Source organism: Candidatus Thermoplasmatota archaeon, from assembly GCA_035541015.1.
Classification (GTDB): Archaea; Thermoplasmatota; SW-10-69-26; order JACQPN01; family JAIVGT01; genus DATLFM01.
Map to the genome: position 1 here is coordinate 1 of DATLFM010000095.1, position 15,724 is coordinate 15,724.

Consider the following 15,724-nt stretch of genomic DNA (forward strand, 5'->3'; position numbering starts at 1 on the left):
GGCGGGCCTCGCGGAGGCGTACCAGTGGCTTCCCGGCGCGTGGCAGCCCCACGATGGGCAGATCTACATGCGCCAAGCCGACTACGACCAAACGTGCATGCCGACGTCGCTCGCGCGGTTCTAGCGGCTGTCGCGGGCGCCACGGCGATTCAGTTGGGCTTCTCTTCCATGAAGCTCATCAAATCCCTTGCGAAGCGTTCCGGCTGTTCCCAGTGAACCGCGTGGCCCGTGCCCTCGTAAACCCTGAGCCGCGAGCCCGGGATTGCGGCAAGCTGTGCATCTTGATCGCTTCGCGGGACGAACCCATCTTGCTCGCCCCAGACGAGCAAAGTCGGCGCTGCAATCTTGTGCAGATCGAACGAGAAGTCGTCGCGCATGTCGGCCAGCACGCCTTTCCACACGCGCGCCGGCATCTTCATGCTCTCTTGCACAGCGGTCTCGAAGAACGCCTGCGGCACCGGCCGGATGATCGTGCTCTTTTGGAATTCGCGCACGAAATCCCGGTCGACAGGACCCTCCATTTGCTCGATCACTCCCGCAAGCTCCTGGGCGGCCTTGCTGTTGGCCAGGCTGTGGAACGCGCCCACCAGACAGAGCGCAGAGACGCGACGGGGATGGTCGATCGCGAGGCGTTGGGCAATCGTTCCGCCCATGGAATGGCCTACGACGACGGCGGCCGGGACGTCGAGTGCGTCCAAGAACGCCGCCGCGTCGGCCGCAAAGTCGGCGGGGCGGTAGTGCCTCTCGGGACGGCTTGAGTCCCCGTGGCCTCGCTGCGTGGGGGCCAACACGCGGATGGCGCTTGGCAAATGCCGCATGAGCGGTTCGAACGAATGCCAGGAGTCGCTGAAACCGTGCAAGAACAGCACGGGCCGTCCAGCGGAATCTCCCTGCTCAGCGTATTGGAGCGTCGCACCCGTCGGAAGGTCGACAGACTTGATCTGTGGCATCTCGCGCACTTCTCCGGTCGTCATGGTCACGGATGACTCCTCATCCACGGTTTCCCGCGAACGGACGGATGTCCCGTGGGCTTTCATACTTTCTGTTGGAAAGACGTGGCGAGAACCTCGCTGCCTCGGACCGGTTCTGAAAACGTTCCGGACGCGTCCGCCACGCGACAAGCGCGATCACGATCGAAGCGACCGTGACCGCGGCTTGGTATGCGCCAAGCCACGTCCAGACGAAGGTCAAGTCGCCGCTCCCGTCAGCGTCACGCCGCCATCACCGCCGCCCGCCGGCTCATTTCCCCTTCGAGCGCCACGTGGTCCTCCATCGTCAACCCAAGCTCCGTCCGGAGGTTCGACAGGGCGGCCGTCTCCGCGGGGCTCAGCACGCCGTCGCGAAGCGTGCCCTCGAGCGCGACCTTGTAGATCTGGTAGCGGCGGTAGGTGAGGTAGTCCGCCTCGTTCTTGACGTGCGGAACGGCGGCAGACGAGAAGCGATCGGCAAAGCGCAGCAACGGGGCGAGCGCAAACAGGAGCGCGCCGGCGGCAAGCCCCCCCATCAACCAGCCGAACTGGTCGGCGAGGAACTCCTGCGCAACCGTGCTCACGACGAAGAAAACGGCGAGGAAAGACGCCGCCACCGTGGATTGGCGGATGCTCCACTTGACCTTGAGGTCGATGTCGACGACGCGGTGGCGAAGGACCCCGTAGACGATGAGCGGCACGACGAGGTAATCGACGATGAGGTGGTACTTAGGAACGTCGGCAAAGTGGCCGTATCCTGGTTGGAGGACCTGCACGAAGGTGATGGGCAGGGCGTACAACAGGACAAGCGCGAGCGCGCGGTCGTCGGAGGCGCGCGAGCCCCGGAGGAAACGCGCGAGCGCCGTGGCCCAGACGAGGCCCGTGAAAAGGACGCTTGCCAGGACCGCGACGCCCAAGGCGGCGACGAGGGGGTCGGAGAAGATCCACGACGGCCCGTGGCGCGCCCCCAGGAACGTCGGATACAGGACGAAGCCCAGGCCGTCGTGCAAGTTCCAGAAGGCGATCGGCAGCAGACCCCAGGCGACCTGCGTGCGGTAGTCGCCCGGCGGGCTTGCAAGCCAGCGCCGGCCCAGGAGAAGCACCGCGACGGGATAGCCCGACGCCGTGATGCCAAAGAGGAACGTCTTGCCCGCGGGCGTAAGCGCCCCGCCGCCGGTCACGATGGCCTCGGCGATGGGCGCGGAAAGGAAGAAGCCCGCAAAGGCGATCAAGGCCAGCGCCGCAAGCGAAGCCTTGCGTGCGCGCGTGAGCACGAGGTTGGGGTAGACGACGGCAAAGGCAATCATCGCGGCGAGGATCCAAAAGTGGACCGCGATCACAAGCGCCCACATCGTGACAAGCGACAAGCCCGCGAACGAGGCTGCCGCCTCGGCGAGCCCCGAGAGCCCCCATCCGAGCAGGAACACGAAGAGGAGGACCGACGGGAGGGTGCGGTTGAAGGCAAGGAGCGCAAGCGCGATGGCCACCGTCCCGACGGCAAAGACGAGGTTGAGAAGCTCCAGCGCCGAGGCCACGACGGGCGAGTACCCAATTCCCGCATAAGCGTTTCTTCGCGGTTCCGCCCGTTGTCTGCGAGCCAGACGGGGTTCCCTCGCGCGGAACCCCGCGGACCCTGTTTCGGGATGGCGTTTCCTAGCGGCCGGTCCCGCGGACGTGGCCTCGCGCCGCTTCGCGCTCGACCTCGACGAGGATCTCGTGCGCCCGGTCGGGGGAGAGCGACAGGCCTCGCGCAAGGCGGAACAAGGCGCGCTCCTCCTCGCGCGTGAGGAGGTGATCCCTCAGGGCAAGACGGACGGCGCCGCGATACATCTCCTCCGGCTCGGCGGCCGCCCGCGGCAACGCGTCCGAGCCGGCGACCGGCACGGCCGCATTTGCGACCCGCTCGGCAAACTGCATGAGCGGCGCAAGGGCAAAGACGAGAAGTCCAGCCGCCGCGATCCCGAAGTACTCGTTGTCCTCCGTGGCAAAGACGACCTGCGCGGCCTCGCTCGTCAGAAAGAAGACCGTGATGAAAATGGCCGCGACGGTGGACTTGCTGATGGTCCAGCGAACCTTCACGTCGATCCCGAGAAGCTGGTGCTTCAGGATGGCGTACGCGAGGACGGCCACGGCAAGAATGCGGACGACCCCCAAGGCCCCCACGTCAAGGCCGCTCGCGACGTACGCGAGCCCGGCGAGCATGACCCCAAAGGTGAGAAGCGCGACGTTGCGGGCCGTCTGCGGGGCTTGTCCACGCACCGTGGCCCAGATCCATAGGAAGGCGCCCAAAAGGATGCACGCGGACAGAAGACCGTAGTAGGCCTGTGCAAGAGGATCCGGCGAAAGGAGGGAATTTGCGCGCGTGGACTCCGGACCCGAGGTCGCCACGAACGCCGAGTACAAGGCAAGCGCGCCGGCCACGTACCCGAGAAGCTGCGCCGAACGCGGATCGGGTGCGGCGGCGAACCGAAGGGCAAACAACGCATGGAGGCCCGCAAGCACGGCCAACGTCGCAAGGAATCCAAGAAGCGAGGCGGCACCCAACGTCGTCGACGTGACGGACCCGGCGACCCACGCGCTGGCGAGCAGGAAAAGCGCCGTCAAACCCGCCGGAAACGCCAGGAGCCGTCGTTCGTCCCGCCGAAGCTGCGTCGGAAACACGAGCGCCACGGCAGCGAGCGCCATGACGGCCGCCCACCGCAGAAGGAGGCGCAAGGCTTCGAAGACCGAATCGGCGTCGCTGGGCGACTTGTCCAGGACGAGGTACCCCAGGTTCGTCAGGGCGAATTGACCGCCAAAAGCGATGGCAAAGACGGCAAACGCGAGGTTCGGGCGCGTGCGCGGACGGAGGGACGCGACGAAAGCCCCCAGCGCGACCACGAACAGGGCGCCTGCCAGCTGCACCCAGTACGCGCCGTTCGAAACGTCGTGCATGCTCGGCGAGCCCATGACGATGGATCTATTTTGACTTGCCGCGGCGCAGCATGGGCCTAGAGAATCCCCTGCACCTCGACCCTGCCTTCGCGGAAGTCCTGCACCTTCTGCTGCATCTGGGCCATCTCGCGCGAGACGAACTTGATGCCCTCCCGCGCCTGGATCGTCCCTTCGACCTTGGCGCCCGCGTGCATCTCCACGCGCCGGGCCGTGACGTTGCCCAGGATGCGGCACCCGTCGCCCACGGCAAGGACGCCGCGGCAGGCGAGGTCGCCGCCCACGTTGGCCCCGTCCTCCAGGCGCACGTCGCCGTCGCTTCGGAGCGCGCCGTGGAGGCTGGTTCTCGCGCCCAGCACGGCGTTGCCCTCGACGGCGAAGTTTCCGAGGATCCGGCACTCGGCGGAGGCGAAGAGGTTTCCCTTGACGACGGAGTTCTGAAGCCCAAGCGTCGAGCCGGGGGGGAGGAAGAAGAAGACCTCGGAGACGGCGATGGGAACGTCCGCGTCGCCGGTTTCAAGCTCCTGCAGGATGCGCTCCACCTCCTCGCTCTTTCCCTGGCCCATGAGCTGCAGCAGGTAGAGGAACACGTACACGACCATGGGGATGGGGTTTCGGATGTTGATCCAGCCGCCCGCCTCGAACCCGTCGGCGATGGCGACGTCGTCGCCTACGTCGAGATCGCCCGCGACGGAGAGCTTCCCCTCGACGCGGGTTTTCTCGCCGAGGTAGCAGGAGCCGCCCGCCTCCACGTCGCCTGCGAGGCGGCAGAAGAGGTCCGCGCGAACGTCCCCCGCGGCCCAGAGGGCGCCTCCCACGGCGACGCCCTCGCCAAGGAAGATGCGGCCGTCGGTCCGGAAACCGAACTCGGTGGATCCGCCGTCGGCGACGATGAGGTCGCCGCGCGTGACGACGGTCCGTTCCTCGAAGCGCGTGCCTTGGGGCATGATCAGCGTGCGCTTGTCGAAGGGCAACGGCACATCCCGCTTTTATCGAGCGCCGAGAATGCCCTTAGGCTTTGCCGTTTGCGCTCGGCAAGAGAAGACTTTTGGTGGTCATCTCCAAGGGGATCGGGAGGCCCAGCAGCGAGAGCACCGTGGGGCCCACGTCGCCAAGCTCCCCGTGCGGCCGCAAGCGCGCGCGGCCGTCCGAAAGCAAGATCGCCGGGACGGGGCTTTCCGTGTGCGCCGTGTGCGGGACGCCGTCGGCCGTCCGCATCTTCTCCACGTTCCCGTGATCGGCCGTGACGAGTACGTCGTAGCCCCGGGCCCGCGCCTCGGGCACAAGCTCGGCAAGGCACGCGTCGACCGCCTCGCAGGCTGCGACGGCGGGAGCGAAGTGGCCGGTGTGGCCCACCATGTCCATGTTCGCGAAGTTGAGGACGACGAGGTCCGGCGGCGTCGGCGCGGCGAGCGCCGCTCGCAGCTCGGCCGTGATCTCCCGCGCGCTCATCTCCGGGACGAGATCGTACGTGGCGACGCGCCGCGAGGGAACGAGGATCCGGCGCTCGCCGGCGAACGGCTCCTCGCGGCCGCCGTTGAAGAAGTACGTGACGTGGGCGTATTTCTCCGTCTCCGCGATCCGAAGCTGCAAGAGGCCCGCGCCGGCGACGACCTCGCCGACGACGCCGCGGGGCGCCTGCGGCGGAAACGCGACGTCCACGGCGTAGGACGCGTCGTACCGCGTCATGGTCACGATGTGCACGCGGGGCCGCGCAAGGCGCTCGAACTCCCCGAACGTCTCCTCGGCAAGCGCGCGCGTCACCTGCCGCGCCCGGTCGGGCCGGAAATTGAACAGGACGACCACGTCGCCGTCGCGCAGCGTGCCCTCTGCGTCGAGCACCGTGGGCTTGACGAACTCGTCGTCCTCCCCCCGCGCGTACGCCTCCGCCAGGGCCGCGGCGGCATCGGCGGCGGCCAGGCCGCGGCCTGCCACGAGCGCGTCGTGCGCGAGCTTGACGCGATCCCATCGCTTGTCCCTGTCCATGGCGTAGTAGCGGCCGCCCACCGTTGCGATCCGACCCGTCCCGGCACGCGCGAGGGCCTGCCGCAGGCGGTCGACGTACGTTCCCGCCGAGCGCGGAGGCGTGTCGCGGCCGTCCAGCACGGCGTGGACGTAGACGCGGGGGACGCCCGCCGCCGCGGCGGCCGACAGGAGCGCGTGGAGATGCCGTTCGTGGCTGTGGACGCCGCCGTCCGAGAGAAGGCCCAGGAGATGCAGGCGCGCGCTTTTGACCTTCGCCTTCTCGAACGCGGCGGCAAGCGCGGGCACGGCGGCAAGCGCACCGGCCGCGATCGCCTCGTCGATCCGAACGAGATCCTGGTCCACGGCCCGCCCCGAGCCCATGGCAAGATGGCCCACCTCGCTGTTGCCCATGACGCCGTCGGGAAGACCGACGGAACGACCGCTTGCCGACAGGCGCGCGACGGGCGCGGAGGCGAGCCACCCCTTGAGCGTGGGCGCTTTGGCGGCGGCAAAGGCGTCCTCCGGACCGCCGGTGCCAATCCCCCAGCCGTCGAGGATGCACAGGAGCACGCGCCGTCGCGTGCTCGGGGCGCCTTCGGGGCTCATGCGCTCACTCCCCACGCGAGGGCCACGACGGCCCCAAGCGTGATCGCCAAGATGTTGACCTCCTCCTTGTTGATGAGGCCCTTCAACTCAAAGAAGGCTCCCAAGACCGAATCGATCTGGCAGCCAAGAAACCCGATGAGGACCGGAATGGCGAGGCTTTGCCAGCCAAGCGGCAGGCCCGTTCCGAAGAAAAGGGGCTGCAAGACGCCCAGGAAGAGGAGTCCCAGGGCCGCGATGATGCCGGCGCCCGCCAGCGCCGCGGCCTGGCCCAGCGGGGAGACGCCGCCGTCCGTGCCCGGCGGGACGGGCCGCCCCGTCGTGATCATGTAGACGCGGTCGGACAGCGAGCCGATCTCGCTTGCAAGCGTGTCCGCCGCGGCCACCGCAATGGCCGTCACGAAGGCGAGGTTGGCCACCTCGGGTCCGAAGTTGGGTACGATCACGGTGGGCGCGGCCACGGCCACAAGCGTCGGGGCAAGCCCGTTGGCAAGGACGTTCCGGATGCGCCGGACGCCCTCGCGCTTCTCGGCCGTCCCGCGCTTGCGCTTCTCGTCGTACCGGTAGCGCGTCGCCACGGCCGAGACGGCAAGGAAGCTCACGATGAGCAGGAGCCAGAAGACGTTCGTCGAGAAGACGATCGCAAGGCCCAGCACGAAGGCGACGCCGGCGGCCGACAGCGAGAGCATCCTCTTGCGGTAGGCAAGCACGGCAAACCACGCGACGATGGCGACCTCGATCGCCAAGAGCGCGTGCGCGAGAAGCTCGCTCATGGCCGCGCGGGCCTACAGCTCTTCCTCGGGAGCCCGCTCCTCGGCGACGCGCTCCTCCTCGGTGAGCTCTTCCTCGGCCCGCTCGGGGGCCGGCGCGGACTGCGATACCTCGCTTCCGCCGGCGGCCACGGCGACGACTTCCTTGGGCGTCGTCTTCGTCTCCTGGGGGAAGATCTCGACCTCCTCGATGGGCCCGGCCGGCTCCTTGAGGACGTCGCACTTGCGGATGTCGACGCGCTTCACGGGCAGGATGGGCTTGGCCACCTTGTAGATCTCCATCGCAAGGTCGCCCGAGAGGATGTCGCGCACGAACTCGGAGATGCTCTTTCCGGTTCCCGCCCGGCGGATGACCTCGGTCGCGCGGTTGCGGATCTCCGTCTCCTGGGAGGCCTGCGCGCGCTTCTCGGTGATGGCCATGGGCTTCACGCGGATGAGGAAGCCGTCCTTCGTCTGCACGTCCACGACCATGTCGATCTTGCTGTGCTTGCGGCGCGTGAGGCGGCGCAGGTAGTCGCTCGTGAGCTCGTGGCCCACAAAGCGCGTCTTGGCGTCCGTGCCGTGCACGTCCACGACCTTGAAGTGGACCTTGACGTGCATCTTGCTGAAGTCGCCCGTGAGGTCCTGAAGCGTCGCCTGGACGATGCGCCCCGCGAGCTTCTCGGGCTCGTCGGCGATGGCCTCGCCGACTGGCGTCTCGTTGAAGAGCTTGGGTGCCAGCAGCCGATACCACTGCTTGGCCTTCCACTTGTCCTTGACCTTCTTCTGAACCGTGCGCGAGGCTTGCGCGGCCTTTGCCATGTGAATCATCCCTTTGGGGCCGGGGTCCGCGGTTCACCCGTTGCACGGGCCGCCGTTGCGGCGGGAACCTCGCCCGACGGGGGCGACGAAGCCGTTTCCCGTATTAAAGCCTGACGGCCTCCTCCAATCGGCCGGTCAAGTACATATTCGGCGACCGTGGTACGGGCGCATCCATGCTCGACATCCGCCTCATCCGGGAGAAGCCGGAGACGGTCCGCGACAACCTCGCCCGGCGGCAGGACGCCGAGGTCCTCGCGCGCTTCGAGGAGATCCGAACCGTGGACCGGCAGTGGCGGGAGGCGACGTCCAAGGTGGAGCGCGTGCGGGCCGACCGCAACAAGCTGGCAGCCGAGATCGGCCAAGCCAAGAAGGCAGGACACGCCCCTTCGCCCGACACGGTTGCGCGCTCGCAGGCGCTGCCCAAGGAGCTGGAGGCCGCCGAAACCACCGTCGAGGCGCTGCGGCTTGAGCTCGACCGCCTGGCGATGCGCCTTCCAAACCTCCTCCACGAGAGCGTGCCCTTTGGAAAGGACGACTCGGAGAATCAAGTGGTCGCCACGTGGGGCGCGCCCCGCGAGAACCCAAGCGCGATCCACCACGGCGAGCTCGCCGAGCGCCTGGGCCTTGCCGACTTCGAGCGCGCCGCCAAGATCGCAGGCTCGGGTTTCGCCTTTCTCAAGGGCGACTTGGCGCTTCTCGACCTGTCGCTCCAGCGCTTCGCGCTCGACCTTCTCGCCGAGCGGGGCTTCACGCCCGTCCTCACGCCCGTGATGATGCGGCGGGCGCCGTACGAAGGCGTGACCGACCTTGCGGACTTCGAGAAGGTCATGTACAAGATCGAGGGCGAGGACCTCTACCTCGTCGCCACGAGCGAGCACCCGCTTGGCGGCATGTTTGCGGGCGAGATTTTGGACGAGGATGCGCTCCCCCTGCGCCTGGCCGGCATCTCCCCGTGCTTCCGACGCGAGATCGGAGCGCACGGCGTGGACACGCGCGGACTCTTCCGCATGCACCAGTTCAACAAGATCGAGCAGTTCGTCTTCTGCGATCCCGACGACTCGTGGGCGATCCACGAGGAGATCCGCCAGAACGCGGAGGAGATCTTCCGGCGTCTTGCGATTCCCTATCGCGTCGTGAACGTCTGCACGGGCGACATCGGCACGGTGGCCGCCAAGAAGTACGACATCGAGGCCTGGAGCCCGCGCCAGCGAAAATACATCGAGGTCGTGTCCTGCAGCAACTGCACCGATTACCAGGCGCGCCGGCTGAAGATCCGCGCGGGGAAGGCCGGCGGCGACAAGCGCGTGGCCCACACGCTAAACTCGACGGCCGTGGCGACCTCGCGCGCGCTCGTGGCCATCCTGGAGAACGGCCAACGCGACGACGGGACGGTCGAGGTGCCCGCGGCGCTGCGTCCGTACCTCGGGAAGGACACTCTCGGCGCTTCTTTGCGGTAGCGAAAAGCGCCGGCCGGCGGGACCGCCGCGCTAGATCAGGCGAAGGTACACGACGGCGTACAGAACGACCCACACGACGTCGACGAAGTGCCAGTAGACGGCCGTGACCTCGACGGCCGCGTGGCGCCGCTCGTCGAAGTTGCCCTGCATGGCCCGCCATGTGACGATGGCGATGAGAGCCAAGCCGCCGATGACGTGGGCGCCGTGGGTTCCCGTGAGCGCGTAGAAGGCGCTCGCAAACGGCCCCGAGTCGACGGTCATGCCCTCGGCGAAGAGGTCGAGGTACTCCTTCACCTGCACGGCGATGAAGATCGATCCGAGGACGATCGTCGCAAGGCACCACTTCACCATGCCGTTTCGGTCGCCGCGGCGGATGGCGCCGTGGCCCACGTGCATGGTCGCGCCGCTGGCCAGGAGGATGATTGTGTTGATGCCCACGATCTCGACGGGCATGTGCACGCCCGCCGGCGGATGCCAGGCCGCGCCTTGGATTGCAAGGCCGTTGAAGTAGTTCGCAAACAGCGCGCCAAAGAGCATGACCTCGGTCCCGAGCAGGAAGAGGATGCCGTACCACGTGTTGGGGTGGCCCGTTCCCACGCGGTGCTCCCACCAGGTCGCGTCCTCGCGAGAGACGACGTAGACCGCGTAGAGCCCCAGGAGAACGCCGGGCGCCAGAAGCCACAGGTAGCCCTTGGGCGCGAGCATGACGCCGATGTACAGAAGCCCGATCGCCGCCGCCGCCACGATGGGCGTCGAGCTTCCGTGCGGCAGGTTGAGCTCCTCTTCGTGCGCGTGCCGGGTGTGCGAGGCGGCCATCAGCGATCACGCTCCGGGGGCAGGGGCGTGGCGGAAAGCGCGCCGACGGCGGCCGCCGGCACGCCGGGAGCGGACGGGCGCGGGCGCCAGTTGCGCCACTCGGGCCGCACCTCGCCGCCCCACGGGTCGCCCGCGACGACGGGACCATTGCGGAGGCTCCAAAGGATGTTCCCGAAGAACAGCAGCTGGCTTGCCCCGAGCAGCACCGCGCCGGCTGTCGCCAGAAGGTTGCCGGCGGCAAACTCGGGCAGGTAATCGTAGTACCGCCGCGGCATGCCCTCGACGCCGAGGTTGTGCATGACCATGAAGACCATGTTCATGGCGATGAGCGTGAACAGGAAGTGCAGCACGGCCACGCGCTCGTTGTACATGCGCCCGGTCATGCGCGGGAACCAGTAGTAGAGGCCCGCGAAGGCGCCCATGACCGCGCCGCCGAAGAGCACGTAATGGATGTGGCTTACCACCCAGTAGGTCTCCGACAGGGCGTAGTCCACGGGGATCGAGGCCAGGAACACGCCGTCGATGCCGCCGATGAGGAACATCGACAGGAAGCCGATCGCAAAGAGCATGGGCGCGCGGAACTGGATGCGCCCGCCCCACATGGTGGCAAGCCAGTTGAACATCTTGATGCCCGTGGGCACGCCGATGATCATGGTGTTGATCATGAACACGATGCGCGCGCGCACGTCGATGCCCGTCACGAACATGTGGTGCGCCCACACGGTGAATCCCAGAAAGCCGATGGCGAGGATCGAATAGGCCATGGCCTTGTAGCCGAAGATCGGCCGGCCGCTGAACTTCGGGATGACCTCGGAGACGATGCCCATCGCGGGCAGGATGAGGATGTAGACCTCGGGGTGCCCGAAGAACCAGAAGAGGTTCTGCCACAGGACGGGCCCGGCCACCTCCGGCGCGAAGAACCGCGTGCCAAGGTTGCGGTCCATCCAGAGGAACGTGAGCGCGGCGGTGAGCGTGGGCGTCGCGAAGACAAGAAGGAGGGCCGTCGTGAACTGCGCCCACACCATAAGCGGCATGTTGTGGAACGTGACGCCGGGAGCGCGCATCTTGAGGATCGTGACGACGAAGTTGAGGGCGCCAAGCGTGGAGGCCACGCCCAGGATGTGCAGGCCCAGGATCCACGTGTCCATGCCCAGGCGCTTCACGGCGGCGTCGGCGCCGGCGCCGGCGGACAGCGGCGCGTACCCGGTCCAGCCGGCGGCGCCCTGGCCGATCGTCGGGTTCAGCACGCCCACGAACAGGAGCGCGCCGCCGATGAAAAGCAGCCAGAAGGAGATCGCGTTGATGCGCGGGAAGGCCATGTCCTTGGCCCCGATCATAAGCGGCACGAGATAGTTGCCAAAGCCCGCGAACACCGGCATCGTCCACAGGAAGATCATGGTCGTGCCGTGCATCGTGAAGAACTCGTTGTACGCCTGCTGCGAGAGGAGGTCGCGCCCCGGACTGGCAAGCTCCAGGCGCATGAGGATCGCAAGGATGCCGCCGACGACGAAGAAGAAGAAGGCGAGCCACAGGTACATGGCCCCGATCTCCTTGTGGTCGGTCGTGAACAGCCAGCGGCGCCAGCCCGACGAGCGGTAGGGCGACTCGACGTGGTGCTCGCCGTGGGCGTCGGAGGCGGCCTCGGCCATGATCGCGGGAAACCGGCTTGCCTAGAAAAACTTTCCTAGACGCCGCTTGCCAATGGAAAAGGTTGAAGAACGCCCGGTGGATCGGGGTTCGACCCCGCCATGACGCGCACCGTCCGCGCCGCCGTGCTTCTCTCGCTCGTCGCGATCGTCGCCTTCTGCCTGTACCTTTTTGCGACCTCCCGGTTCGCCGGCAACGTGGCGCCGGCCCAGCAGCGGATCGAGGACCTGTTCTACCTCGTGCTCTGGATCGCCATCGCAGTCTTCGTGCTCGTCGAAGCGTGGCTTCTCCTCAACCTGTTTCTCTGGCACGAGGACGGGCAAGGAAAAGTGACGCACGAGACGCACCGGGGGAACCATTCGCTCGAAGTCGCCTGGACGATCCCGCCGGTCGTCGTCTTCCTCACGTTTGCCGTGCTCTCGGCCCAGGCGCTCGACGTCATCGAGCGGACGCCCGAGGGCGACAACGTCGTGATCGACGTGGCCGCCGGGCAATGGCTGTGGACGTTCACCTACCCCGACGGCACGCAGACCTCCAACGAGCTGTGGGTCCGGCAGAACGAGACGGTCGTCCTTCGCATCACGAGCACCGACGTCATCCATGCCGTGTACGTCCGCGAGTTCGGGCTGAAGATCGACGCCATGCCGGGCACCACGAACACGATGTGGTTCCGCGCGACCAAGCCGGGCACCTACGTCCTGCAGTGCGCCGAGTACTGCGGCGGCGCGCACAGCGCGATGCTCGCGGACGTGCACGTCTTCCCGGCCGGCGAAAACCGCCGCTTTGGGCCCGCGCCCGCCGCGCTGCAGGAGACGCCCGTTTCGATCGACGCCTCCGGCCGCCTCTCGCCGGGCGAGATCCGCGCGGACCAGGGTCAAACGGTCCGGCTGAACGTCACGAACGAAGGGCGCGCGCCCGTGCGCCTGACCATCGGCGCTCCCTACAACCTCGAGTCGCCGAGCTTCCCGCCCGGAGCCTCCGTGCCGTGGCGCTTCCTGCCCGCCCACGACGGGACCTTCGACATCCAGCGCGAGGACCAGGCCGCCGGCCGGCTGATCGTGCGGAAGGCCACCGTCGTCGAGGTGGAGCTTCGCGACTTCACGATCGTTCCCAAGACGCTGCGCTACGAGCCCGACACGCCGTACGCCTTCCACGTTCGGAACCTCGGCGACGCGCCGCACAACTTCTACATCGGCCAATGGGCGCCCGCGCGCGCGCCGGGCAAGGTCGTGTTCGCCTCCACGCCGGACCTTCGCCCCGGCCAGGAGACGTGGCTCAACGTGACGCTCCCCGCGCCCCGCCCGACGCTGCAGGAATACTGGTGCGACGTCCCCGGCCACTACCTCCCGGGCACCGATCAGGACATGCACGGAACGCTGGACGCCCGCGGCGCCACCACGCAGTCGACCTCCATCGTTCCCATGGCGTCGTGGCCGGCGCCGGCGATCCTGTTCTTGGGGCTTGCGGCGGCGGGCGCGGTGGGCATGACGCGACGGAGGCGCAAGGAGTGACCGCTCCCCTTGTCGCGGCCCTTGTCGTGCTCGCGCTGCTGGCGACCGCGTGCGCCGTCTGGATGTGGCTGGCTCGAGCCCATCGGGACGAGTCGACCCGAATCTCCGCGACGAATCGTCGCCGCAAGGTATAAGAAGGCCCCCGCACGGACCAAGATAGGGGCGGGCGCGTGGAGAACGTCGTGGGCTCGCAGGGGAAAGTGAAGTACTTCGGCAGAACGCTGCCGCCAAAGTGCGCCGTCCGCGATTGCTGGCTTAGCGACGACGGCGTCCACTACTACTGCACGGATTTCACGTGCAACCGCCACCTGTACCGCCGCAGCAAGCACGACCGGTACTCGCGGTTTGCCCACCGCGACCCGGGACCGCGCGAGGCGCCGCAGGTGGAACGACGCGGACTGTGGCCTCTTTTGTATTTCCGGTGCCCGCGCTGCGGCTCCACCGACATTCAGATGCGCATCGTCCGGAACCGCTACGAATGCGCAGGCTGCCAGCACGCGTGGACCTGACGGCCCTCCGGAAGGCATATGAACGGTACCGGCCATGCGCCGCGCATGCGCGCCACGACGACCGTCCTCGCGCCAATCCTTCTCGGTCTTATCGTCGCCCCCGCACTCGCGCAGCTTCCCCCGCCGCCGGTGGCCCAGTGCCCCGTCTCCGGGATCACGCTGTGCCAGACGTCCATCGCCGTAGCGCCGACGCCCGAGTCCGTGTTCGTCCGCCCCGGAACGCTTGCTCCCACACCCGGAAGCCCGGGGAACGAGACGGCCTGCGAGCCCGGAGGCGCTCCCGGCGTTCCAAACGGCGGCGCCAGCATCGCGCTCAACGTGAGCTACCGGTACGCAAGCCCCAACGCCGCGAACCAACCCACGCGCGTCAACGTCACGCTCGCGGAGTTTCCCGCGTGGATCCTCCCGGCCGTCCAGTCTCCCCTGTGCTTCCCCGTGAACGGGACGGCCGCGACCGGCCAGACGAGCATCGTCGCCTCGCAGGAGGCGATCCTGGCGCTTGGCGCGACCTCCGAGGCGCCCGCCTTCACGCCCGTCACCTTCCGGGTCGAGGTCGACGCCGAAGCGAACCCCAACCTCGCCAACTCGACGAACTCCACGACGGTCACCGTGCAGGCGCTCTACGCGGCCTCGCTCGCCGTGCGGGCGGACCGCAGCTCCGTGACGCTGTCCCCGGGCCAGCAGGCGACCGTGACGGTCACGGTCACCAACAACGGCAACGGCGCCACGCGCGCCACCTTCTCCCCGCCGTCGACGGCGCAGGTCAACGTGACGGTGCCCCAACCGCTCACGCTCGCCTCGCGCTTCGAGAACCAGGCCCAGTCGTCCCAATCCGGCGTCGTGGCGCTGCAGGCCCCCGCGTCCCTGGCTCCCGGCACCTACTCGGTTCCCATCGTGATCTCGGGCGAGTTCGCGGGGACGTACCCGCCCGGCGCGACGCCGTCCACCGACGCAAAGACCCTCACGATCATCGTCCAGGTGCCGCGGACAGACAACGGCGACGACGAGGACGACGGCGGGAACGGGACGCCGCCGCCCCGCGACCGGACGCCGGGCTTTGCGCCAATCGGCTTAATTCTCGCGGGGGCACTCGTAGCGCTTGCCCGGCGCAAGCGCTAAAGACGCCCCGGCGCGGGCAACCTTTATCAAGCGCGATTGCTTACCCGCGAAATGCGCCCGGGAAGCCCGGCACACGCGCCCGGAGATGCGGAGATGATTTCAATGGCCGCCGACGCGAAACTCAAACAGGTCACCGACGTCATGGATCAATTGATCGAGGACACCTCGGTGCCCCGCAACATCCGCCGCGGTGCCGACAACGCAAAGAAGCTCCTCCTCAACAACAAGGAAGCCCTCGACGTCCGGGTCTCGGGGGCCGTCTCCATCCTCGACGAGCTTGCCAACGACCCCAACATCCCCCTCCACGGCCGCACCCTCATCTGGAACATCATCAGCGGCCTCGAGACGATCACGGCCAAGTAGTGCCACCCTTTTCTCCTCGCGCCTCGCTCGCGCCCGAGCGAGCGCCTCGGGCGCTCGTCGAAAAGCGTGGACGGAAAAGCGCGAACCTCGCGCCCGCCGCCTTCGGCGGCGCCGCGCTCGTTCGCGCCGCCCGCGCCTTCGCTATCGCTTCGGCGCGGGGCCGCCTCGGCCTTGCGGCCTTGGCAGCATGGGTCTACAGATCGTGCGGCATCAGCGTCGTCCTGCCGTTGGCCCGTGCCCGCGTGGTCGCACGCTCGATCTGCT

Annotated in this window: 15 protein-coding genes; 6 read left to right on the plus strand and 9 right to left on the minus strand. The window is 67.9% G+C overall.

Annotated features, from left to right (window positions below; translation table 11 throughout):
- Positions 1 to 149: 149 nt before the first annotated feature.
- From VM681_08790 to VM681_08820, 7 genes are all read right to left on the minus strand, one after another.
- Complete coding sequence (locus VM681_08790; protein ID HVL88080.1) at positions 150 to 974, minus strand: alpha/beta hydrolase; 825 nt, start codon at positions 972 to 974, stop codon at positions 150 to 152.
- Positions 975 to 1,210: 236 nt separating this feature from the next.
- A complete protein-coding gene (locus tag VM681_08795) occupies positions 1,211 to 2,503 on the minus strand; it encodes a hypothetical protein (protein HVL88081.1) in 1,293 nt (430 codons plus the stop codon).
- A 118-nt stretch (positions 2,504 to 2,621) separates the two neighbouring features.
- A complete protein-coding gene (locus VM681_08800; GenBank protein HVL88082.1) occupies positions 2,622 to 3,902 on the minus strand; it encodes a hypothetical protein in 1,281 nt (426 codons plus the stop codon).
- A 56-nt stretch (positions 3,903 to 3,958) separates the two neighbouring features.
- The gene (locus tag VM681_08805) at positions 3,959 to 4,879 is read right to left on the minus strand and encodes a polymer-forming cytoskeletal protein (protein HVL88083.1); all 921 of its coding nucleotides are present in this window, start codon (positions 4,877 to 4,879) and stop codon (positions 3,959 to 3,961) included.
- 31 nt (positions 4,880 to 4,910) lie between these two features.
- Positions 4,911 to 6,470, minus strand: coding sequence for a 2,3-bisphosphoglycerate-independent phosphoglycerate mutase (gpmI, locus tag VM681_08810; protein HVL88084.1), 1,560 nt, complete (start codon positions 6,468 to 6,470; stop codon positions 4,911 to 4,913).
- On the minus strand, positions 6,467 to 7,240 hold the full coding sequence (locus tag VM681_08815; protein ID HVL88085.1) for a DUF92 domain-containing protein: 774 nt from the start codon (positions 7,238 to 7,240) through the stop codon (positions 6,467 to 6,469). The genes gpmI and VM681_08815 overlap by 4 nt, the downstream gene beginning before the upstream one ends.
- Before the next feature lie 12 nt (positions 7,241 to 7,252).
- Complete coding sequence (locus tag VM681_08820; GenBank protein HVL88086.1) at positions 7,253 to 8,038, minus strand: 30S ribosomal protein S3ae; 786 nt, start codon at positions 8,036 to 8,038, stop codon at positions 7,253 to 7,255.
- A gap of 173 nt (positions 8,039 to 8,211) precedes the next feature.
- On the opposite strand from VM681_08820, the gene serS reads away from it, so the two are divergent.
- Entirely contained in the window at positions 8,212 to 9,495 is a 1,284-nt protein-coding gene (serS, locus tag VM681_08825) for a serine--tRNA ligase (protein HVL88087.1), read from the plus strand.
- Positions 9,496 to 9,525: 30 nt separating this feature from the next.
- Here the strand turns inward: serS and VM681_08830 are convergent, their stop codons facing one another.
- Positions 9,526 to 10,311 (minus strand): heme-copper oxidase subunit III, encoded by a 786-nt coding sequence (locus VM681_08830; protein ID HVL88088.1) that lies wholly within the window; start codon positions 10,309 to 10,311, stop codon positions 9,526 to 9,528.
- Complete coding sequence (ctaD, locus tag VM681_08835) at positions 10,311 to 11,960, minus strand: cytochrome c oxidase subunit I (protein ID HVL88089.1); 1,650 nt, start codon at positions 11,958 to 11,960, stop codon at positions 10,311 to 10,313. Before ctaD ends, VM681_08830 begins: the two co-directional genes overlap by 1 nt.
- A 99-nt stretch (positions 11,961 to 12,059) precedes the next feature.
- Here ctaD and coxB point away from each other — a divergent pair, with 99 nt between their 5' ends.
- Genes coxB through VM681_08860 form a run of 5 tightly spaced genes read left to right on the plus strand, consistent with a single transcriptional unit; the run spans position 12,060 to position 15,460 of the window.
- Positions 12,060 to 13,469, plus strand: coding sequence for a cytochrome c oxidase subunit II (gene coxB, locus VM681_08840; protein HVL88090.1), 1,410 nt, complete (start codon positions 12,060 to 12,062; stop codon positions 13,467 to 13,469).
- The gene (locus VM681_08845; protein HVL88091.1) at positions 13,466 to 13,603 is read left to right on the plus strand and encodes a hypothetical protein; all 138 of its coding nucleotides are present in this window, start codon (positions 13,466 to 13,468) and stop codon (positions 13,601 to 13,603) included. Before coxB ends, VM681_08845 begins: the two co-directional genes overlap by 4 nt.
- 36 nt (positions 13,604 to 13,639) lie before the next feature.
- The gene (locus VM681_08850; GenBank protein ID HVL88092.1) at positions 13,640 to 13,978 is read left to right on the plus strand and encodes a hypothetical protein; all 339 of its coding nucleotides are present in this window, start codon (positions 13,640 to 13,642) and stop codon (positions 13,976 to 13,978) included.
- Positions 13,979 to 14,023: 45 nt separating this feature from the next.
- A complete protein-coding gene (locus tag VM681_08855) occupies positions 14,024 to 15,097 on the plus strand; it encodes a hypothetical protein (protein ID HVL88093.1) in 1,074 nt (357 codons plus the stop codon).
- Positions 15,098 to 15,148: 51 nt separating this feature from the next.
- Positions 15,149 to 15,460 (plus strand): UPF0147 family protein, encoded by a 312-nt coding sequence (locus tag VM681_08860; GenBank protein ID HVL88094.1) that lies wholly within the window; start codon positions 15,149 to 15,151, stop codon positions 15,458 to 15,460.
- Positions 15,461 to 15,724: the final 264 nt, after the last annotated feature.

Excerpts from the sequence above, each read along its gene's own strand:
- VM681_08790 (HVL88080.1), bottom strand. The coding sequence starts at position 974 with ATGACGACCGGAGAAGTGCGCGAGATGCCACAGATCAAGTCTGTCGAC.
- VM681_08800 (HVL88082.1), bottom strand. The coding sequence starts at position 3,902 with ATGCACGACGTTTCGAACGGCGCGTACTGGGTGCAGCTGGCAGGCGCC.
- gpmI (HVL88084.1), bottom strand. The coding sequence starts at position 6,470 with ATGAGCCCCGAAGGCGCCCCGAGCACGCGACGGCGCGTGCTCCTGTGC.
- VM681_08815 (HVL88085.1), bottom strand. The coding sequence starts at position 7,240 with ATGAGCGAGCTTCTCGCGCACGCGCTCTTGGCGATCGAGGTCGCCATC.
- VM681_08820 (HVL88086.1), bottom strand. The coding sequence starts at position 8,038 with ATGGCAAAGGCCGCGCAAGCCTCGCGCACGGTTCAGAAGAAGGTCAAG.
- serS (HVL88087.1), top strand. The coding sequence starts at position 8,212 with ATGCTCGACATCCGCCTCATCCGGGAGAAGCCGGAGACGGTCCGCGAC.
- VM681_08830 (HVL88088.1), bottom strand. The coding sequence starts at position 10,311 with ATGGCCGCCTCGCACACCCGGCACGCGCACGAAGAGGAGCTCAACCTG.
- ctaD (HVL88089.1), bottom strand. The coding sequence starts at position 11,960 with ATGGCCGAGGCCGCCTCCGACGCCCACGGCGAGCACCACGTCGAGTCG.
- coxB (HVL88090.1), top strand. The coding sequence starts at position 12,060 with ATGACGCGCACCGTCCGCGCCGCCGTGCTTCTCTCGCTCGTCGCGATC.
- VM681_08855 (HVL88093.1), top strand. The coding sequence starts at position 14,024 with ATGCGCGCCACGACGACCGTCCTCGCGCCAATCCTTCTCGGTCTTATC.
- VM681_08860 (HVL88094.1), top strand. The coding sequence starts at position 15,149 with ATGCGCCCGGGAAGCCCGGCACACGCGCCCGGAGATGCGGAGATGATT.